Source organism: Lentibacillus jeotgali (assembly GCF_000224785.1).
In the GTDB taxonomy this organism is placed as follows: Bacteria; Bacillota; Bacilli; order Bacillales; family Amphibacillaceae; genus Lentibacillus; species Lentibacillus jeotgali.
Genome location: NZ_AGAV01000013.1, coordinates 52215 through 72186, shown reverse-complemented (window position 1 = coordinate 72186; position 19972 = coordinate 52215). Strand labels below are relative to the sequence as shown.

21 protein-coding genes are annotated in these 19972 nt (G+C 42.7%); 15 read left to right on the top strand and 6 right to left on the bottom strand.

Going from position 1 to position 19972, the window contains the following annotated elements; all coding sequences use genetic code 11:
- The first annotated feature begins 59 nt into the window (after positions 1-59).
- From vrrA to ON01_RS09310, 3 genes are all read left to right on the top strand, one after another.
- Complete coding sequence (gene vrrA, locus ON01_RS18570) at positions 60-512, top strand: VrrA/YqfQ family protein (RefSeq protein ID WP_010530768.1); 453 nt, start codon at positions 60-62, stop codon at positions 510-512.
- A gap of 111 nt (positions 513-623) precedes the next feature.
- Complete coding sequence (msrA, locus tag ON01_RS09315; RefSeq protein WP_010530767.1) at positions 624-1577, top strand: peptide-methionine (S)-S-oxide reductase MsrA; 954 nt, start codon at positions 624-626, stop codon at positions 1575-1577.
- A gap of 48 nt (positions 1578-1625) precedes the next feature.
- The gene (locus tag ON01_RS09310; protein WP_010530766.1) at positions 1626-1832 is read left to right on the top strand and encodes a DUF6501 family protein; all 207 of its coding nucleotides are present in this window, start codon (positions 1626-1628) and stop codon (positions 1830-1832) included.
- A 33-nt stretch (positions 1833-1865) separates the two neighbouring features.
- Here the strand turns inward: ON01_RS09310 and ON01_RS09305 are convergent, their stop codons facing one another.
- Positions 1866-3056: a M14 family metallopeptidase gene (locus ON01_RS09305; RefSeq protein ID WP_010530765.1), complete on the bottom strand. Its 1191-nt coding sequence runs from the start codon at positions 3054-3056 to the stop codon at positions 1866-1868.
- Between the two features lie 147 nt (positions 3057-3203).
- Between ON01_RS09305 and ON01_RS09300 the strand changes: the two genes are divergently transcribed.
- Entirely contained in the window at positions 3204-3443 is a 240-nt protein-coding gene (locus ON01_RS09300; RefSeq protein ID WP_010530764.1) for a ferredoxin family protein, read from the top strand.
- 61 nt (positions 3444-3504) lie between these two features.
- Here the strand turns inward: ON01_RS09300 and ON01_RS09295 are convergent, their stop codons facing one another.
- Positions 3505-3774, bottom strand: coding sequence for an acylphosphatase (locus tag ON01_RS09295; protein ID WP_010530763.1), 270 nt, complete (start codon positions 3772-3774; stop codon positions 3505-3507).
- Positions 3775-4088: 314 nt separating this feature from the next.
- On the opposite strand from ON01_RS09295, the gene ON01_RS09290 reads away from it, so the two are divergent.
- The 10 genes from ON01_RS09290 to ON01_RS09245 all read left to right on the top strand — a co-directional run bounded on the left by ON01_RS09290 (position 4089) and on the right by ON01_RS09245 (position 15383).
- A complete protein-coding gene (locus ON01_RS09290; protein ID WP_010530762.1) occupies positions 4089-4511 on the top strand; it encodes a hemerythrin domain-containing protein in 423 nt (140 codons plus the stop codon).
- A 29-nt stretch (positions 4512-4540) separates the two neighbouring features.
- Entirely contained in the window at positions 4541-4864 is a 324-nt protein-coding gene (locus ON01_RS09285; RefSeq protein ID WP_010530761.1) for a hypothetical protein, read from the top strand.
- 26 nt (positions 4865-4890) lie between these two features.
- The gene (locus ON01_RS09280) at positions 4891-5181 is read left to right on the top strand and encodes a hypothetical protein (RefSeq protein WP_010530760.1); all 291 of its coding nucleotides are present in this window, start codon (positions 4891-4893) and stop codon (positions 5179-5181) included.
- The gene (locus ON01_RS09275) at positions 5165-8848 is read left to right on the top strand and encodes a nitrate reductase subunit alpha (RefSeq protein ID WP_010530759.1); all 3684 of its coding nucleotides are present in this window, start codon (positions 5165-5167) and stop codon (positions 8846-8848) included. The genes ON01_RS09280 and ON01_RS09275 overlap by 17 nt, the downstream gene beginning before the upstream one ends.
- Complete coding sequence (narH, locus tag ON01_RS09270; protein WP_010530758.1) at positions 8838-10331, top strand: nitrate reductase subunit beta; 1494 nt, start codon at positions 8838-8840, stop codon at positions 10329-10331. The genes ON01_RS09275 and narH overlap by 11 nt, the downstream gene beginning before the upstream one ends.
- On the top strand, positions 10331-10933 hold the full coding sequence (narJ, locus tag ON01_RS09265) for a nitrate reductase molybdenum cofactor assembly chaperone (protein WP_010530757.1): 603 nt from the start codon (positions 10331-10333) through the stop codon (positions 10931-10933). Before narH ends, narJ begins: the two co-directional genes overlap by 1 nt.
- A 64-nt stretch (positions 10934-10997) precedes the next feature.
- Positions 10998-11693: a respiratory nitrate reductase subunit gamma gene (gene narI / locus ON01_RS09260; protein WP_010530756.1), complete on the top strand. Its 696-nt coding sequence runs from the start codon at positions 10998-11000 to the stop codon at positions 11691-11693.
- Between the two features lie 243 nt (positions 11694-11936).
- Positions 11937-12581, top strand: coding sequence for a 5-bromo-4-chloroindolyl phosphate hydrolysis family protein (locus ON01_RS09255; protein WP_010530755.1), 645 nt, complete (start codon positions 11937-11939; stop codon positions 12579-12581).
- Complete coding sequence (locus ON01_RS09250) at positions 12578-13732, top strand: toxic anion resistance protein (RefSeq protein WP_010530754.1); 1155 nt, start codon at positions 12578-12580, stop codon at positions 13730-13732. The genes ON01_RS09255 and ON01_RS09250 overlap by 4 nt, the downstream gene beginning before the upstream one ends.
- A gap of 121 nt (positions 13733-13853) precedes the next feature.
- Positions 13854-15383, top strand: a complete 1530-nt coding sequence (locus ON01_RS09245; protein WP_010530753.1) for an FAD-dependent oxidoreductase — start codon at positions 13854-13856, stop codon at positions 15381-15383.
- A 458-nt stretch (positions 15384-15841) separates the two neighbouring features.
- Here ON01_RS09245 and ON01_RS09240 read toward each other — a convergent pair whose 3' ends face one another.
- A complete protein-coding gene (locus tag ON01_RS09240) occupies positions 15842-16486 on the bottom strand; it encodes an RlpA-like double-psi beta-barrel domain-containing protein (protein WP_010530752.1) in 645 nt (214 codons plus the stop codon).
- A gap of 134 nt (positions 16487-16620) precedes the next feature.
- Here ON01_RS09240 and ON01_RS20070 point away from each other — a divergent pair, with 134 nt between their 5' ends.
- Positions 16621-16752 carry a hypothetical protein gene (locus ON01_RS20070; protein ID WP_010530751.1) on the top strand — a complete coding sequence of 44 codons (132 nt, stop codon included), beginning with the start codon at positions 16621-16623 and terminating at the stop codon, positions 16750-16752.
- Between the two features lie 8 nt (positions 16753-16760).
- Here ON01_RS20070 and cysK read toward each other — a convergent pair whose 3' ends face one another.
- The 3 genes from cysK to ON01_RS09225 all read right to left on the bottom strand — a co-directional run bounded on the left by cysK (position 16761) and on the right by ON01_RS09225 (position 19938).
- Positions 16761-17681 carry a cysteine synthase A gene (gene cysK, locus ON01_RS09235; protein WP_010530750.1) on the bottom strand — a complete coding sequence of 307 codons (921 nt, stop codon included), beginning with the start codon at positions 17679-17681 and terminating at the stop codon, positions 16761-16763.
- A 14-nt stretch (positions 17682-17695) separates the two neighbouring features.
- Complete coding sequence (locus tag ON01_RS09230) at positions 17696-19006, bottom strand: D-serine ammonia-lyase (RefSeq protein WP_138919764.1); 1311 nt, start codon at positions 19004-19006, stop codon at positions 17696-17698.
- 86 nt (positions 19007-19092) lie between these two features.
- Positions 19093-19938 carry a gamma-glutamylcyclotransferase family protein gene (locus ON01_RS09225; protein ID WP_010530748.1) on the bottom strand — a complete coding sequence of 282 codons (846 nt, stop codon included), beginning with the start codon at positions 19936-19938 and terminating at the stop codon, positions 19093-19095.
- Between the last annotated feature and the right edge of the window lie 34 nt (positions 19939-19972).

Below are 19972 nucleotides of genomic sequence, written 5' to 3'. Positions count from 1 at the left end.
TATTATGTTTTGCCCACGTACAATAATTTAAGTGACTTTATGGAAAGGGGAGGATTATAATGGTATGGCCTATCCAGCAGCAATATTCCAATAGCGGTATGATGCCGCGTCAGGGTTTTTATCCTGGACCTGTGTCTGCACCACCTCAACAGCATGCTCCAAGGGGACTGCAGCAATTCTTATCCCCTCAGGTTTCCCAAAGCCTGTTATCACCAGAACGAATCAGCGGCTTCTCACAGAAGCTCAGCAACGTGCAGCAGGTATTAAATGTTGTTCAGCAGGCTGCCCCGCTTGTGCAGCAATACGGACCAATGGTAAGAAACCTGCCGATGCTGTTTAAACTGATGAAAGCAATGAATGAAAACGATTCTGAAGCAGAGCAAAATCAGAACCAACTTGAAAGTGAACAAGAAACAGACACGGCAAATACATTAGAGGAAGATGACCACGTGGATGAAACAAATGTGGACACAGTGAAGTCAGGTGAATCAACCCCTAAATTGTTCATTTAAAAAGCCATTACAACCTCCATGAAATCATCATCTCATCACAAGCACATGACTTGATTTTTTCTGTTAGAAACGAAAAAATAAACATAAGATAACCTTGAATGGAGGTATAATATGACGACTGAATTAGCTACATTTGCCGGAGGATGCTTTTGGTGCATGGTGGAACCGTTTGACGAACGCCCAGGTGTCGAAAGCATTATCTCAGGCTACACCGGCGGCCATGTTGAAAACCCCACATATGAACAGGTTTGTTCTGATACTACCGGTCACGTCGAAGCGGTGCAAATTACATTCAATCCGGATGTAATGTCATATAGAAAGCTTGTTGATACGTTTTGGCAGCAAATTGACCCGACCGATACCGGCGGTCAGTTTAACGATAGGGGAGAATCGTATCAAACAGCCATTTTCTACCATAATGAAAAACAGCGGCAAATAGCAGAACAATCCAAACAGGAACTGGAGCAGAGCGGCAGGTTTTCCAAACCAATCGTTACACCAATTCTACCTGCAAAGACTTTTTATAGAGCTGAAGAAGAGCATCAGGACTACTACAAAAAGCAATCGTTCCATTATCGCTTATACAAGAAAGGGTCAGGAAGGGAAGATTTTATTAAAGAAAACTGGAAACAGAACCCCGATAAATCCGAGCTAAAGGCAAAACTCACACCGACCCAGTATAGTGTGACACAGGAGAACAGCACGGAGCGGCCTTTTGCGAATGAATATTGGGATAATGAAGATGAGGGAATCTATGTCGATCTGATTTCCGGCGACGTTCTATTCTCCTCGCATGATAAATTTAATTCGAATTGTGGCTGGCCAAGCTTCACTAAACCTGTGGACCCATATCAGGTTGAGGAAAAAACCGATAAAAGCCACGGAATGATCCGGACCGAAGTCAGAAGCAGGAATGCTGATTCCCACTTGGGCCATGTATTTGAAGATGGACCGCAGGATAGGGGAGGACTCCGTTATTGCATGAATTCAGCAGCAATGAAATTTATTCCGAAAGATGAGATGAAAGAAAAGGGCTACGAAAACTATTTATATCTTTTTAATTAAGTTGACGAGATTTTAATTATGTAAACTAGCTGAGGAGAGGTAACTAACATGATTCATTTAAAGTGGGAAGATAATGAAACGATTAAAAAAGTTGAATGCGTTCACGCTGACGCTGAAAAATTCATTGTGCATGATAAGTTAACACCAGGCAAGCAGTATGAGGTAAAAAATGAAACGGACGAATTCTACTTCATTATCGACAACAGTAATCGCATTGGCGGTTTTTATAAGGATTATTTCGAGGAGGTAAAGTAACGGGGCGAATAGCCTGTTATTTTACCCCTTTTTTTATAGATATAAATTCGCCAGCATAATCCCGAGCGTCTCCTCATAAATTCCCTCAAACTGGCTGAAAGGAAGCGGATTGACTCCGGCTCCTAATTCAACTGTATAACCTGGACGTCTAAATTCCTGGATAAACCAATCCTTATAACCAGCATAATTATCTAAACGGGGTATTTGCCGATACCCGCTCACACGGCTATATTCTTTTACAATAGTCTTTGAAACCAGTGGTTCCAATCCTTCAAAGCCCCAATAGATTTCTTCACCCTGGGTATGAAAAGCATTAAGCCGTAAAAACTCCCGCTCTTCTGCCAGTTCTCCCATTGCTATTGCTTCAGGTTCTGATAATGGGTGGGGACCGGGATAATCCCGGGGTTGCGGCGAATCAGGCTTACGCGTTGCTTCAACTTCCCAAAGTGCCGGATATTGCTTATTCAAATCAACACCAGCAATATTTGCTTTCCAATTTGAAAAGTCTGGGTTCTGGTTATTCAGTGTCAAAACCAGTTCTTCATACATTCCGGCTGCAGGTGCGCCATCAAGCACAAGGTCAACCCCGTCCGGATTAACCATTGGAACAACTGATAAGTTTGTGGCTAAAAAGTATGGAAGTAAATTCAGCTCCCGTACTGGCGTCCCGTTCGTCAATGCCCGTGCATATTCATTGATGAATCGCATGATGACTGAGGTCGTTATCCATTCATTGGCATGAAATGATCCATTCAGATGGACTTGTTTGTTTCCGATGCCGATCTGCAATTCAATAATATCTTTTCCCATTACGGAACTGCCGATGGTATTCTGAAGAATGAATGGATAGACAGTGAGTAAACGACTCATATCGCGTACCATTTTCTCAAATGTATAATGGTTTAAATCCGTTATCATTAACTTTTTGATACGTTCGGGGATAATAATCCGCCGGCCAGCCTGCAGGTTTTGCGAATCAATATCCGGATTTGCCAATTGGAGCATGTCAAGCGGAACACCCCGCTTCATCGCAAAATCCCATAATGTCTCGCCGGCAACAATTTGATGAGACCCTTCTATATAACCAGGCACCTGCACCGTCTGACCAGCTCTTAATTCGTCAGTATTTAATTGTGAATTCGATTGTTCTATCAGGATCGCCGGAACATCAAACAGTTCACTGTAGTACCACATTGAATCATTGGGACGGACGATAACTTCCATTAGGATCGCTCCTCAAATTTCACTAGATAATAAATAATATGTGTGGACGCCCGCACATGTGTACTTTGACTTGAAACAGGCTGTAATATTCTGTAGTATATTTATATAGAAAGAATGTGAGGCTTTATTTTTAAGGAGGAGATTTACTTGGCTTTTGTTATAACATCACCTTGTATAAATGAAAAATCAGGAGAATGTGTGGAAGTCTGTCCTGTTGACTGTATAGAAGAAGGAAAAGACATGTTTTATATCGACCCTGATATTTGCATCGACTGTGGGGCGTGTGAAGCTGTCTGCCCGGTCGAGGCCATTTATATGGAAGATGAAATTCCGGAAGGGGAAGAAAAGTTCATTGACCTGAATGCCAAATTTTTTGAAGAAGGTTAAATAAAAGCCGCTGTCACAGCTGATAGCGGCTTTTATCATGCCATATCAATTCGGTTCAGCTTTACCTTATGGAAAAACTGCTGTATCCTTTTTCATCCTGCTGCGTATCCACCTTCATATCATCCACTTTAATAGCGGGGTTCAACCCTTCTTTCAAGTCATTTAAAAATGCATGAACCCCGTCTTTACTGCCTTCAACTTCCAATTCCACTGTACCGTCAGATTTATTTTGAACCCATCCGGTTAAATTGTATTGATCAGCCTGCTGTCTGGCTGAAAACCTGAATCCGACACCTTGAACGCGTCCGCTGACAATAACATGTGCCAACATACTTACCGTCTCCTTTACAAAAGTTCCTCATACATTGTATAGCCGTTCAGCAGATTAGTAAAACTATACTCTCAATTATATTTTCCCTTTAACACGAACGTTTAGGCAACAGTTTCTAACAAGAGACCCTGATTACAGTCAATAGCTTATTTTTCAACAATACTGTTACCGAAATTCTGTGATAGTTATCACATAACTTCAAATTTTCTTCAGTATTAATTGTTCCTTATCCTATTGAATGATATGCTGAAATCAATAGAAAGCTGTCCATAAGAATTATTGATTTCAAAACTATCACAGCGAGGTGAAACAAAATGTCCGGTCCTGCGCTCAAGCATGTTGATAGTCACAGCGCTATACATGAAGCAGCATTGAATGAAGCAATAGAGCTGACGAACATGCTCGACACACTTCATCAAGAAAACGAAAAAGAGAAGGCACTGGAATTAGCATACGTACTTATAGAACAGTGGGAAACAAGGACACTGGCACACGCTGACGCAGAGGAAAATGGGTTATATAAAGATCTGGTTGAGGAAGACCCGAAAGTGAAAGATGACATTATAGCTTTGACACGGGATCATAATTTATTGCGTGTGATTGTCGAGGAAATTAAAGAAGAACTCCCGGAAACAGGAATTAATGATGCGATCATACAACGTTTTCAGTCTTTGATTATCGTCGACGAACTTCATAATAAAAAAGAAATGGAAGTTCTTCCCGATCACGATCACTAATGACACATATCAAAATGGAGGTGACATAATTGAGCTCTGAACAGACATCATCCAAACGAGAACAGCCGATGCGTGTCATTTTACCGGATCTATACAAAGAGATAACGACAAATTTAGAAGAACGCCACAATATTCATAAATATGATATTCAGGCACACGCGGCGAAAACGCCATCTGGATACGAAGCGATCATTTACTTTGGTGACAGTTATGCACATATGGAGTCACAATATTTCTCAAACCAATCAATCAAAAATATGAATCATGAGATTATGGAGTTTATAGAAAGAGTCGGAAACGCCTGTAAAGAAGTTATGATTGCCGATTACTTTAAAATGATGAGACCTAAATAGCTTCTGAGTGAAAGGAGTGCATCAGTTTGTTTTTATTCGAAGATGAGGCAAATATAGTTGATGACCGCGAAGACTTGCTTTCCGTACTGAAAATGCGTTTTGGTGATATCCCTCCTAAAGTTGTCGAAGCAATTTATGATATTAAGTCATATGAAACGCTGGAACGTCTAATACTGGTTGCCTCCAATGTTCCAAGTCTGAAAATATTCCTTGAGGAACTTGAAGAAGGAGAAGGCAGTTTCCGTATCCTGGGCGACCGGTTTAATCCGATTGAAGCACAACATGGAGGAGGTGGCATGGATGGAGAGCAAAAATAAACTTTTTGAGAAATTAAAACATATTAAGCCGGGCAATCGAATTAATGATGACTGGACAGAAGAAAGCCCTCGTCCGCGTGATTCCGAAGACATATACCGCAGAAGATGGCAGCATGATAAAATTGTCCGTTCAACACATGGCGTCAATTGCACAGGCTCATGCAGCTGGAAGATTTATGTAAAGGACGGTATTATTACATCTGAAACACAGCAGACGGACTATCCGAGTACCGGGGATGACTTTCCTGAATATGAGCCGCGCGGGTGCCCGAGGGGTGCAAGCTTTTCCTGGTATACTTACAGCCCTATCAGGGTGAAGTATCCATATATACGAAGCGACTTATATGAATTATGGAAAGAAGCACGCGATAATAGCTCAAATCCAGTAGAGGCATGGGATAATATCGTCAGTGATCCAGTGAAACGTGAAAAGTATGTAAAGGCCCGTGGAAAGGGTGGCTTTGTACGTGCTAACTGGAGAGACATGTGTGAAATGATTGCAAGCGCCAGCATCCAAACGGTTAAAAAGTATGGACCTGACCGTATTGCCGGCTTCAGTCCGATCCCTGCCATGTCAATGATCAGTTATTCAGCAGGAACCCGTTTCCTGTCATTAATTGGGGGAACCATTTTAAGCTTTTATGACTGGTATGCTGATTTACCGCCGGCTTCACCGCAAGTCTGGGGTGAACAGACTGATGTACCAGAAAGTGCTGACTGGTATAATTCCAAATATTTTATTATTTGGGGTACCAATCTGCCGCAAACCCGTACACCGGACGCGCACTTCATGGTGGAAGCAAGATATAATGGCACAAAAGTTGTTGGTGTCAGCCCAGACTATGCAGAATACGAAAAATTTGCTGATATTTGGCTTCCGGCCAAAGCGGGAACAGACGCTGCACTCGCAATGGCCATGACACATGTTATTTTGAAAGAATTTTATGTTGATAGAGAAACACCTTATTTCAACTCTTATGCCAAGAAATTTACTGATCTGCCGTACCTTGTGATGCTTAATGAACAAGACGGCGAATATCGCAGCGACCGGTTCCTTCGTGCATCTGACATAAATGACGAACATGAACTCGGCGAATGGAAAACGTTAGTATGGGATGCTGAAACAGGTCAGCTGGAAGCACCAAATGGAAGCATGGGCTTCCGTTGGGATGGCGGAAGAAAGTGGAACCTGCAGTTGGATAAAGAGAATGGTAGTCAAATAGATCCTGAGTTAAGTTTTATAAATAAATCGGATGAAACTGTAATGATAAGCTTCCCTTATTTTGCTGAAAAAGAAGGGGATCTTGTCAAACGCGGTGTACCGGTAAAAACAATTCAGGATGTAAGCGGCAATACGCTTAAAGTGACAACCGTCTATGATTTAATGATGGCACATACAGGTGTCAGCCGGAACCTCCCAGGTGACTATCCGGTTGATTATGATGACCCTAAACCATATACACCAGCATGGCAGGAATCGATTACAGGTGTCAATAAAACACATGTTATTAAAGTTGCGCGGGAATTTGCAGATAATGCCGAACGGACAAAAGGAAAATCAATGATCGCCATGGGTGGCGGTACTAATCACTGGTTCCACAGTGACCAAATCTACCGTGCCATTTTGAACCTTGTATTATTAACAGGATCTCAAGGCGTTAATGGCGGCGGATGGGCTCACTATGTCGGTCAGGAAAAAGTACGGCCTCAAGAAGGCTGGCAGCAAGTTGCCTTTGCGGGTGACTGGCAAAAATCGCCGCGTCATCAAAATGGCACATCCTATTTTTACTTCGTGACAGATCAGTTCCGTTACGAGGCTTTGCCGGACGATAACGAAAAAACAGAATGGGGAAGCAAATATAATGCCATGCATCCTGCTGATTTAAATGCGCTGTCAGCACGACTTGGCTGGCTCCCATCTTATCCGCAGTTTTCACAGAGCTCAATTGATCTTGTAAAAGAAAGCAGGGATCGGGGAGCTCAGAATGAAGAGGAAATTATCGAAGACATTGTCACCCGAATCAAAGAGGAAAAAATTGACTGGGCAATTGAAAATCCGGATGACCCGCGAAACTTTCCAAGAGTATTCTTTAACTGGCGCTCCAATCTGCTTGGAGACAGCGGTAAAGGGCACGAATTTTTTGTCAGACATCTGGTTGGCGGTGATAACCAGGTAATGGCTGAACCAGAAAACTCATGGCAGCCGGAAACGGTTAAAACAGAAGGAGAAGCACCTACGGGAAAGGCTGATTTACTGGTCAGTGTAGACTTCCGCATGACAAGCTCAGGCCTGTTTTCTGATATTGTGCTGCCTGCCGCAACGTGGTATGAAAAAAATGATATCAGCAGTACGGATCTGCATCCGTTCGTTCACCCATTCAATGCAGCTATTTCACCGCCATGGGAAGCAAAGAGTGATTGGAACACGTTCCGTGAGATCAGTAGAGTGTTTTCAGAACTTGCCGAAAAACATCTGCCCAAAACTGAAGAATTGGTTACGTCTCCGCTTGGGCACGATACACCAGGTGAAATCGCACAGTCGCTCGGGAAAATAAAAGATTGGCGCAAAGGTGAAGTAGAAGCAATCCCAGGCAAAACAATGCCAAGTATGAAAGTCGTAGAACGTGATTATCCGAATGTTTACCAGAAAATGACCACCGTTGGTCCGTTAATTAAAAACGGCTATGGCGGCAAAGGGGTAACCATACCTGGTGAAGAAGTCTACGATGATTTGAGTAAGCGACTTGGCACATCACGCCGGGAAGGCATCGGAAAAGGCCATCCTGATTTATATAGTGACGAACAGGCCATCAATGCCATTTTGGCGATGTCCGGCGCCACAAATGGTAAAAGGGCAGTTGCGGGATGGAAATCACTTGAAGCCAAAACAGGCCAAAAACTGGAAGAAATCGCTCAGCCTCGTGCAGAGGAAAACCATACACTGAGAGATTTAAGCATTCAGCCGCGCAGTGCCATCTCAACACCGGTCTGGAGCGGTCTGGAAAAAGATCATCGCCGCTATTCGCCGTTCACTGTGAACACAGAATACAATATTCCGTGGCGCACATTGACAGGGCGGCAAAGTTTTTACCTTGATCATGAGATGATGCTCGACTATGGGGAGGGACTCCCATTGTACCTGCCGCCACTAAGGTATGGACCATTTCTTAAGAAAGAAGAGGGTGTGGATGAAAACGAAAATAAATCGATTACGGTGCGCTATCTGACACCACACCAAAAATGGGGAATCCATACAATGTTTACCGACACAACCCATATGTCGACTCTGTTCAGAGGGTGGCAGACAATCTGGATGAATGAAGATGATGCGGCTTCTATCGACCTCAAAGATAACGATTTTGTGGAAGTTTATAACCGAAATGGGGCCATTGCAGCAAGAGTCGTTGTCACATACCGGATACCAAAAGGAATGGCTTACATGTATCATGCTCAGGACCGAACATTAGGTGTTCCCGCTACATCAATTAATAAAAAACGCGGGGGGACCCACAATAGTGTTACCAGAGTGACACTTAAAGGAACTCATATGATCGGTGGCTATTCGCAATTGAGCTATGGATTTAATTATTATGGCCCTACCGGTCATCAGCGGGATACAATAGCTGTTATCAGGGCATTAAAGGAGGTAGATTGGCTTGAAAATTAAAGCACAGGTCGCAATGGTGATGCATTTGGATAAATGCATCGGATGTCATACATGTTCTGTAACATGTAAAAATACGTGGACGAACCGGCCTGGAACTGAATATATGTGGTTTAACAATGTGGAAACCCGCCCGGGAACCGGTTATCCAAAGCGCTGGGAAGACACAGAGCGCTTCAAAGGCGGATGGACATTAAAAAACGGGAAACTGCAGCTAAAAGCCGGCGGTCCCATCTCCAAGCTGATGAACATTTTTTATAACCCGGATATGGCGACGATGGATGATTATTATGAGCCATGGACATATAATTATGAGCATTTAATCAACAGTCCTAAAAGTGAAAATCTGCCTGTTGCAAGACCTCAATCCGTCATTACAGGTGAATATATCGATAAACCTGAATGGGGTTCCAACTGGGACGATGACCTGGCAGGCGGAACCGAAGTGGTATCACAGGACCCGACAGTCGAGAAATTGCAGGATCACATCTCGATGGAATATGAGAAAACATTTATGATGTATCTGCCGCGAATCTGTGAGCATTGCCTGAATCCTTCTTGTGTGGCATCTTGTCCTTCAGGAGCATTGTATAAGCGAGATGAAGATGGCATTGTTCTGGTTGACCAGGAAGCATGTCGGGGATGGCGCTTTTGCATGAGCGGATGCCCGTATCACAAAGTATATTATAATTGGAACACACACAAGGCCGAGAAATGTAATTTTTGCTATCCAAGGACTGAAGCGGGACTGCCAACGATTTGTTCAGAAACGTGTGTCGGGCGCATCCGTTATATCGGTGTTGTATTATACGACGCCGACAAAGTAAAGGAAGCGGCATCTGTCGAAGATCCGCAAGCCCTGTACGAATCACAGCTTTCTGTATTCCAGGATCCATTTGACCCCGAGGTGATTGAAGAAGCCCGTAAAGCAGGTATTAATGATGAATGGATTGAAAGTGCACAAAAGTCACCGGTTTACAAAATGGCCATGAAGTGGAAAATTGCGCTTCCGCTGCATCCGGAATACCGCACATTACCAATGGTCTGGTACGTGCCGCCGCTTAGTCCAATCATGAACCATATTACAAACGAAGATGACTTAAGCACAGACGGTTACATTCCTGCCATAGATCAAATGCGGATCCCTGTGGAATATCTCGCTTCCATATTGGCAGCTGATGGTACGAAAGTCATCCGAAAAGTATTGCTTAAATTAACAGCCATGCGGGTACACATGCGTGGAAAAACTGTCGGCGGCATTGACGAATTCAGACAAAGTGAGTTGCTGAAAGAAGCCAACACAACGCCTGAGGAACTTGAGGACATGGCTCGTTTGTTAGGGGTCGCCAAGTATAATGAACGGTTTGTTATCCCGACTGGAAGAAGAGAAATGGATGATAATCTTTATTATGAACAGGGAGCATGCAGCCTGGAGGACTTGGCACCACCCGAGGGTATGGCATCCCTTATCGGAGGGAACAGATAATGGATAACCGGGAGCGTACCTTACTTGTCATAGGATCCCGATTGCTGGCATATCCGGTTGATGATTTCCGCAGCGAACTAAATGATATTTACGACTGCATTGATGAAACTATAGCATCTACCGATTTGCACAACAGGCTCAAAAACATTGTAACAACCTTTAATCTCTTTACACTCGAAGACTTGAGAAAACTATATGTGTCAACGTTCGATCTGAGAGCTAAAAATGGCCTCTATCTGACCGCACATGAGCTTGGTGACAGCAGCAAACGGGGCGCCGCCCTTATCAGATTGCAAAAAATCATTAATCAGGCAGGCTATGAGAGAAGCGATAAAGATCTGGCCGATTATATACCAATGCTGTTTGAATTTCTTGCCGTTGCGCCGGAAAGCCAAGACAATGAACGGCTAGTGAGGCGACTTGCAGTTGCTGTCCAGCGAATCATGAACAATCTGCCTGATGAGAGTCCGTATTTCAACTTTTTGTATTTTTTAATGGAGATGGTGCTTCCGCAGCCAACCAAACAGGAAATTAAAAGATTGGAATTTGATCGGGAAGAAGCTGATTTGGAAGAATTGCCGTATCCAATCATGTATGGGTAAGAAGGTTTTCAGCGGAAGGTTTGCCTTGCGTTGGATACCTTCTCGCCAAAAGGAGGGTTAACGTGTGAGTGATATTTTCTGGTGGGTTATTTTCCCTTATGCATGCTTAATTATTATGATTCTTGGCTTATTATACCGCTTTGCATTCCTCCAATTAACCTGGGCGGCGCCGTCAACGGAATTCTTTGAAAAAAAATGGCTGCGGCTTGGTTCACCTTTGTTTCATTGGGGAGTAATCTTTGCCTTTTTCGGTCACATAATGGGGATTGTCATCCCAATGAGCTTCTATGAGGCCTTGGGAGTATCTGACCACCTGTACCATATGGGCGCTGTTTACGGCGGCTCACTAGCAGGTATAGTAATGGTTGCTGGACTGATTATTCTGCTGATCCGGAAAATCGTGTTTGATCCTGTCAGAGTGCATGCCACATTTGCAGATTTCTATTCTGTCATCGCACTATTGGTGATTGCAGCTATTGGAACATACATTACTATGTTTGGGAATTATACTCCAAATGAGTTTGACTACCGGACAGCTATTGGACCGTGGTTTAGAAGCTTATTCATTTTAAACCCGCAGTATGAACTGATGACGAACATACCATTTGTTTTCAAGCTACATACTCTGCTTGGTTTTGGTTTGTTCGCTTCGATACCATTTACACGCTTGGTTCATTTCTACAGTATTCCAGTATCATATCCAACAAGGGCACCCCAGCAATACCGTTCAAGGGCCCAGTATAAAAAGAAAAGCAGCTGATGATTGAATCGGAAAAGAACTGAAAGCAAATAATTTTTGTTTTTAGTTCTTTTTTTATTGAAATAAAGCTGACCCACAAAGGGACAACCATAAATGAAATCAACTGCCTGCAGAATTGGAAAATGAGCCTGACTCATATTAAAATAGAATTATGAAACTTTTTACTGACCGTATCCGTATTAATAATATACAACGGATTTAGACAGCTGAGTGCATATTCATAAATCATGGGAGCTGACACATATGCGACGATTTTTTCAATTTATATTCCAGACAACAATTGGCACCTCGACTGCTGCACTAACCGGCCTGATCAGTTTCTTTGCTTACAATGCTGCCTTTCTGATGTCGGGCTTGTATGCTCTCATTGGCGGGGGCGCCGGTTATATTTTGACTAAACAGCTCATCCACTATCGCTTTTTAAAACAAAAGGGGCTGACCCGAAAAGAATATAAGTATATCAACGAAAATCTTATCGAAGCCAGCGAAAAAATAAAGCGTCTGCAGCGGACATTAAAAAGTGTCCGAAGTTTGCAGCAGGCCAGACAGTATTTTGAAATACTTGTAACAGTACGGAAGATTTATGCGAACACAAAAAAGGAACCTCATCGATTCTACCAGGCTGAACCGTTTTACTATAAACATTTAGACTCCCTTGTTGCGTTAATGGAAAAATACGCCTATCTTAAATCACAGCCAACTCATTCCAAAGAAATAAATGAATCGCTGAAGGAAACGCGTGAGACCCTTACTGCAATGGATGGTGTCATCAAAGCGGATCTGCATGTGATGCTAAACGACGATGTGAACACGCTTCAATTTGAACTGGATGTGGCCAACCAGTCTTATCGACAAGTACGCAAACATGAAAGCGAGGCATTAAAATGAACGAAAAGAACTTATCAAAACAATCTGCTGACATTGACGACCTGCTGGCAAACCCGCTTGGAGAACAGCAAACCCAAAACGTTTCCGGGGAGGAAAAAGAAAATTCACATAAACTGATTGATAAATTGCCCGAACAAAGCCGGCAGCAGGCTCATAAGCTGGCCGATCAAATTGATCCGAGCAATTATCAGTCGATTACACAGTATGGAACCGAGGCGCAATCGAAGCTGCTCAATTTTTCACATTCCATGCTGGAACATGTGCAAAAAAATGATACGGGTGAAATTGGGAGTATCCTTGAAGATCTGATGAAAAAACTGGAGCAGGTTAACCCGGATGAGTTAAAACCGGAGAAGCGCGGCGTTTTATCACGTATGTTTGGTAAAATTTCAAACTCCATAAACGAAGTCCTATCCAGATATCAGAAAACAGGTGCACAGATTGACAGAATCAGCGTGAAGCTTGATAACTATAAAAGTGTGCTGACAAAAGACAATGACATGCTCCAACAAGTGTTTGACAAGAACAAAGACTACTTTGATGCCCTCAATATCTACATTGCAGCCGGAGAGCTTAAACGTGAAGAATTGGAAACACAGCTCATCCCTGATTTAAAACAGAAAGCTGAACAGTCCGATAGCCAGATGGATGTGCAGGAAGTAAATGACATGATGCAATTCGCCGAACGTCTTGACAAGCGTGTGTATGATCTGAAGCTGAGCCGTCAGATCACAACCCAAAGTGCGCCGCAAATCCGGCTGATTCAAAACACGAACCAGGCACTTGTTGAAAAAATCCAGTCTTCGATTTTAACCGCGATACCGCTTTGGAAAAACCAAGTTGCCATAGCGCTTACACTTATCCGGCAGCGCCATGCGATGGAAGCTCAAAAGCAAGTGTCTCAAACAACAAATGATTTGCTATTAAAAAATTCCGAAATGCTTAAGACCAATTCCACCGAAACAGCTAAGGAAAACGAGCGGGGATTAGTCGATATCGAAACATTAAAACAAACACAGGAGAACCTGCTGACTACGATCGAAGAAACGATACAGATTCAATCAGAAGGCAGGGAGAAACGGGATCAGGCTGAAAAAGAACTGACGGGCATGGAGGATGAATTGAAAACAAAATTACTGGAACTAAAATAAGAAAATCGGGTTAATTGCCCGGTTTTTATTTGTCTAAGAACACATGATAACCGGAATAAAATCTGGTGATTGAGTGAAACTAGAAAACAACACCCTAAAGGTATCTGGAAGGATTGATGATATGTCAAATTCGGAAAACATCCCGCAGTTTCCAGAAACTTTCTGGAGAGATTCTGTTTCACTACCTGATTTTCCAAAGCTACAAGAGTCTATTAAAACAGACACGGCAATTGTCGGAGGCGGGATCACTGGCATTACAGCAGCTTATTTGCTGGCCAAAGAAGGCGTAAACGTTACACTTATCGATGCCGGTGACCTCCTAAACGGGGTTACAGGCCATACGACAGCTAAAATAACCGCCCAGCATGGTATTATCTATGATGAGTTCATTCAGCACTTTGGAAAAGAGAAAGCATCCCTGTATTACCAAGCCTGTATGAAGGCTAAAGAATTCATTGAAAATACCATCCAGACACACCATATTGACTGTGATTACAGCCAGGAAGATGCATACATTTTTACTAACTCGGATGAATATATTTCCACGCTGGAATCGGAAAAAAAAGCATATGACCAGCTTGATATTCCCGGTGAACTAACAACCGACATGCCAGTCGATATTCCGGTTAAATCCGTGCTGAAAATGAAAGACCAGGCGCAGTTTCACCCGCTTAAGTATTTAAACGTACTAGTGGATGAAGCTGTTAAAAATGGTCTGAAAATATACGAACATACAACAGCGGTGGACATCGAATATAATAAACATCCGACAATTATTACCCGGGATGAACACCGTATTAACTGCAACTATGTCATTCAGGCATCCCATTATCCATTTTATGACGGGCAAGGGTTTTACCCAACACGAATGTACCCGGAACGTTCCTATATCATTGCCGTCAAAACACCGGAAAAATTCCCGGGTGGAATGTATATAAATGCTGAATCCCCATCACGTTCAATCAGGTCAGCTAATATGGACGGAGAAGATTTGTGGCTGATTGTCGGTGAAAATCACAAAACGGGCCAGGGCGAATCAACGATGAAACACTATGAAGCGCTTCAGGATTACGCTGAAGAACAATTTGGCATATCTGAGTTTGTGTACAGATGGTCAGCACAGGATTTAACGACGATGGACAAGGTTCCGTATATCGGATCGGTCACGAAAAATGAGGAAAATGTTTATGTTGCAACCGGTTACCGTAAATGGGGCATGACAAACGGTACGATTGCAGCAAAAATCATAACTGACCGGATTCTTGATAACGATAATCCCTACAGTGAACTCTTTACGCCGTCACGGTTTCAGGCTGATCCTTCAGTTCGGAAATTTGCCAGTATGAATGCTGATGTTGCTAAACATCTAATCAGCGGAAAACTTGAATACACCCAAAATAACGTAAAGGACCTAGAGCCTGATCATGCAACAGTAACAAGAGTTAAAGGAAAACGCACCGGTGTCTATAAAGATCAGGATAAACAGCTGTATGCTGTCGATACAACATGTAAACACCTCGGCTGTGAAGTGACTTGGAACTCAGGAGAACGGACGTGGGACTGTCCATGCCACGGATCCCGCTATTCCTATACCGGCGAGGTCATTGAAGGTCCAGCAAAAGAACCACTGAATAAAGTTGAGTTGGAATAAAGCAGTCATTAAGTTGACTGCTTTATTTATTCCAATTTTATATGTCCGATTAACAAAAAGGGAGGAGGAGGGTTCTCGTGTTCACATAAGCTTTGGACAACGCAACCAATATAACTGATTCATTTGCCGAAGCATTTGAACGAACTATATTATTGGCTGATGTTATATATATCGGTGAAGGAGCAGTTAAATTGAAATCAGATAATCAACAAAAGATTATCTCAAAAATTTCCTCGATTGTCTCACTATCATAAGTATACTTAGTTATGAAACAGAATATGCCGCTTGATATTTATTTTTCCATAACTTCTTATAATATATATTATGTAAACTAGAATATATATTAACGGGACGAAATTAGATCACCTTTCCGCCCCATTTTGTAACATATCTTCAAAGACTTATTTGATTTACAAACATAAGATGAAACTTCCGATAACTTAATTATATAATAATAATTATACTTCCTTTATATCAAGTGAAATAACCCGATTATTACCCGGATTATAAACGACACTGGCACGTACAGTGATGGTTTCCTGGACTGACTGAAGGCTGTATTCATATGTCTCTCTGGTTCGCGACGGTGATTCCTGAGTTTTGTTTACAAAGTTATATTCAGTTATGTTGTAGCCTGAATAGGCTGTTTGCGTTATTTCGAGCAAATATCTGCCCCATTGCTGCTGCTCAACTTGTGAAACGGGTGCTATCTGAATATCAATGACACCTTGCTGCGGATTAGCACCCAATGTTTCAAAAACTCTGCGATGTACGTTTAGGCGATTATCCGGATAGCCAGGCACCTGGTCAACAATCTCCACTAAAATGGATCTTCCCGTAACAGGATAACTGATGTGCAGCGTCTGGCCACACTGGTATGGGGAATTCTCGCCCACCGCCGCAGTCATATATAAATTATCTGACCACGGAATACCACATTTAGTAAGTCCTCCGCCTTCTGTCCACGTTGCCTGGCCACTGACGAACTGCTGTCGGAAATCGGGATACATAACATCTTGATAATGAAGTTGCTGAGCAGCGTCATATGGATGGTAAGCATACGGATACAAATTTGTGAAATATGGATTTGTCTTTGAATACATCTTCCTCCTCCTATCTAAATCAAACTTCATCAATACAGTATGCATCTTCAGAACAATCCGTTACAGACGCCCTGTAAACACTGTTCTTAGACAGGTTCATATGAAAATAGGATAAAAAAGAAAGGAGTAATGTAATGAAACTTCTTGATTGGCAGATGGTTCTTTTTGTCGGAGGTTATCTCATCCAGGATTACTGGCTTTACTGGGGGTTGCCGCGGGTTTATTACTGGAGATCTAATCCAAAAAGAGGAAAAGTGAGCAAGTAAATAACTGCTCACTCATCAAAGAGATTCATACTTAAATAACGCTCCCCTGTATCAGGTGCCATACACAACACCTTCTTGCCCTTTCCGAGTCGTTTAGCAACTTTTACAGCTGCAAACACTGCTGCTGCACCTGATAGCCCGATGAAAATACCTTCTTTGCGCGGCAGTGTTTTAAACATATTGACCGCATCGTCATCAGTTATCTGGAGAATCTCATCATAAACAGATGTATTTAAAATATTGGGTACAAATCCCGGACTTGTGCCAACTAATTTATGTGAGCCCGGCTTTCCACCTGACAATACGGGAGATCCTTCTGGTTCGGCAACAGCAATATGCAAATCAGCTATCTTTTCTTTTAACACTTCACCTGTTCCAGTAATGGTTCCGCCTGTTCCGGCGGTCGCCACGAATGCGTCAAGCTTTCCTTCCACCTGGTCATAAATTTCAAGAGCGGTCGTTTTACGATGAATATCTGGATTGGCTTGATTTTCAAATTGTTGCGGAATAAAACTATTTGGTATTTCTTTGTTCAGTTCTTCAGCCTTTCTGATGGCACCGGGCATTTTTTCTTCACTTGGTGTCAACACCACTTCTGCTCCAAAGGCTCTCAAAATATTACGACGTTCCTGTGTACTGTTATCAGGCATTACCATAATAGCCTGATAGCCTTTAGCTGCAGCGTTCATTGCCAGACCTATCCCGGTATTGCCGCTCGTCGGTTCAATAATTGTCGCACCCGATTTGATCAGCCCTTCATCTTCTGCCATTTTTATCATGCTGTAGGCAGCCCGGTCTTTAACACTTTTGGTCGGATTAAACGATTCCAGCTTCAAAAATACATCAGCTGCATCTTCCGGGACGATATGGTGCAACTGTACAACCGGTGTCTCTCCGATCAGCTCTGTCATGTTCTGTGCCACTTTCATATAAAACAACCTTCCTATCTTATACTCTTCCCTTTATTATAAAACTTTTCCATATCTTTTTCAGGTACAAGCGATCCGCCGGTTGCCCATGCAATATGGACAGCATTCGTAAAATCAATATCATTTTTCCTGACATACGGGGATATTTGCTTAGGTCCCGGTATTCCCGCTGTTGCTGATGGCTCCAGATAGATTCCTTCAGTATCAGCAAGCATGACCAAATGGCGGTACAATTCATTATCGTCTATTGTGTAAACCCCGCTCACCAATTGATCGCTGATGGCTGTTGCGAACCGGGAAGGTCGTCCGACAGCCAATCCATCCGCTTCTGTCCGGTTATCAATGCCAAAATCCTGCACACTGACATGGTCCATTTCGCCAGTTGCAAGACCAATGAGAACAGATGGTGAATGTGTGGGTTCGGCAAAAAAGCAATGGACATGATCACCAAACACCTGCTTCAGTCCAAAGGTGATACCTCCCGGGGAGCCGCCGACACCACAGGGAAGGTAGACAAATAACGGATGATCTGCATCAATTGTAATATTTTCCTGTTTCAGTTGTTTTTCAAGCCTTAAAGCAGCAACACTGTAGCCTAAAAATAAATGTTTGGAATCTTCATCATCCACAAAGTAACCTTTGGGATCCGATACGGTTTTTGCTCTGCCTGCAGAAATAGCTTCACTGAAATCACCTTCAAATTCCAGCACTTCAGCACCTTTGTGACGCAGCAGATCCTTTTTCCATTGTTTCGCGTCAACCGACATGTATACGGAAACATTGAAACCCAGTTTGGCGCTAATAATACCGATACTCAGCCCCAAATTTCCTGTTGATCCAACCCCTATGGAATACTGACTAAAAAACGATTTGAACCGTTCACTTGAAAATACATCATAATGATCATGTCTGTATACCAGCCCAGCTTCCAACGCCAGTTTTTCAGCATGCTGCAAAACTTCGTAAATGCCACCCCTGGCTTTGATGGAGCCGGCAATCGGAAGTTCATGATCGCACTTCAGATAAAAATCCCCAGAGACCTCAGTAAAATAGCTTTCTTTCATATGATTGATTTGCTTAAGTGGTGATTCTATTATACCATTTGCATCGGCCGTCTCGGGAAATTCATTTTCCAAAAAAGGGGCAAATCGCTGCCAAAGCGACGCTGCCTCTTCCATGTCATCCCGTGTTAATGGAAGTGAAGAAACCTCGCGCACATTTTTTAGATAAGGGTTCATCCAGAATACAGGATTTAAATCCATTATGTCCTTCATTATCGGGAGCTTATTTTGCCAGTCATTAAGTTCCTCCTGTGTCAAAACGATAATATCCACCTTCTTTTCGCCCAATTTATTGTTACCATTCCCTACAAGTCAGCTTATCATGTCACCGAACATCATTGAAAACAGATTTATCCACCTAAAAGCCTAATCCTGTTCTGAAGACTCCGTAAATAATCTTCGCTTAAATATCCCTCTCCTCCTCTGATAATTTCCGTGCTATATCGCTTGGTCGGGGGTGTTTCATGCGATTTTCTGACGCCAATAAATGTCAGACACTGATAGATCGATTCATTTATTGATACCGGAACGACAGCCGGTCTATACGAATGGGAACGGACACCTTCCCGTTTATACAAATAATCGATGGCATCATACGGTATCCTGTAAACTTTCCCTTCAACTTTCCCTCGCTTATTTTCCACTAAATCTGCTTTGCCGCCATCGTCTGTGCTTCGGGAAAATTGAAATTCAAAGCCCTCCAAAATGCCCTTTCCTTTCACTTCAGCAAAGTGATGGTCGACACCCGCCTTTTTAAACCGCTCATCGTCCATGCATGATCCGTATGCAAAATACAGCAGGTTATTCTGTTTTAAATATGTATGGACAAGCCAATCGCCGGAAGAAATCCAGTCAAAAGCATGATTCAATGCGTTTCCTGCTGTATAAACAAAAGCATCGTGTTGATAACCGCTATCGTCGTAAACCGGAAGAACCTTACGTTCGGATAGATTATCAGCATTGTTTTCCTTATACCCTTCCAATTGGTCGATTTCAGCCAGCTGCCGTTCTGATACATCATATAATTCGCCCCAGATCCGATTGGACGTGTTTTGTTTCATAATAGGATAACCGTATCCGCTGTCGAATAGTGAGCCTTCCACAAAATATTGCTGACAAATGCACTGCAAGTCATTCAATAGATAATTATTTTTCCCACCGCACCTTAAGGTTCCATATACAAAAACTGTTGGCATTCAATTCACCCTTTATTTCAGCCCAAGATAATGT

Bases quoted from the DNA above. Each gene is read 5' to 3' on its own strand.
- ON01_RS09255 (WP_010530755.1), top strand. From the start codon at position 11,937: ATGCGACGATTTTTTCAATTTATATTCCAGACAACAATTGGCACCTCG.
- ON01_RS09250 (WP_010530754.1), top strand. From the start codon at position 12,578: ATGAACGAAAAGAACTTATCAAAACAATCTGCTGACATTGACGACCTG.
- msrA (WP_010530767.1), top strand. From the start codon at position 624: ATGACGACTGAATTAGCTACATTTGCCGGAGGATGCTTTTGGTGCATG.
- ON01_RS09240 (WP_010530752.1), bottom strand. From the start codon at position 16,486: ATGTATTCAAAGACAAATCCATATTTCACAAATTTGTATCCGTATGCT.
- narJ (WP_010530757.1), top strand. From the start codon at position 10,331: ATGGATAACCGGGAGCGTACCTTACTTGTCATAGGATCCCGATTGCTG.
- ON01_RS09305 (WP_010530765.1), bottom strand. From the start codon at position 3,056: ATGGAAGTTATCGTCCGTCCCAATGATTCAATGTGGTACTACAGTGAA.
- vrrA (WP_010530768.1), top strand. From the start codon at position 60: ATGGTATGGCCTATCCAGCAGCAATATTCCAATAGCGGTATGATGCCG.
- ON01_RS09295 (WP_010530763.1), bottom strand. From the start codon at position 3,774: ATGTTGGCACATGTTATTGTCAGCGGACGCGTTCAAGGTGTCGGATTC.
- ON01_RS09290 (WP_010530762.1), top strand. From the start codon at position 4,089: ATGTCCGGTCCTGCGCTCAAGCATGTTGATAGTCACAGCGCTATACAT.
- ON01_RS09310 (WP_010530766.1), top strand. From the start codon at position 1,626: ATGATTCATTTAAAGTGGGAAGATAATGAAACGATTAAAAAAGTTGAA.
- ON01_RS09245 (WP_010530753.1), top strand. From the start codon at position 13,854: ATGTCAAATTCGGAAAACATCCCGCAGTTTCCAGAAACTTTCTGGAGA.
- ON01_RS09275 (WP_010530759.1), top strand. From the start codon at position 5,165: ATGGAGAGCAAAAATAAACTTTTTGAGAAATTAAAACATATTAAGCCG.
- ON01_RS20070 (WP_010530751.1), top strand. From the start codon at position 16,621: ATGAAACTTCTTGATTGGCAGATGGTTCTTTTTGTCGGAGGTTATCTC.
- ON01_RS09225 (WP_010530748.1), bottom strand. From the start codon at position 19,938: ATGCCAACAGTTTTTGTATATGGAACCTTAAGGTGCGGTGGGAAAAAT.
- cysK (WP_010530750.1), bottom strand. From the start codon at position 17,681: ATGAAAGTGGCACAGAACATGACAGAGCTGATCGGAGAGACACCGGTT.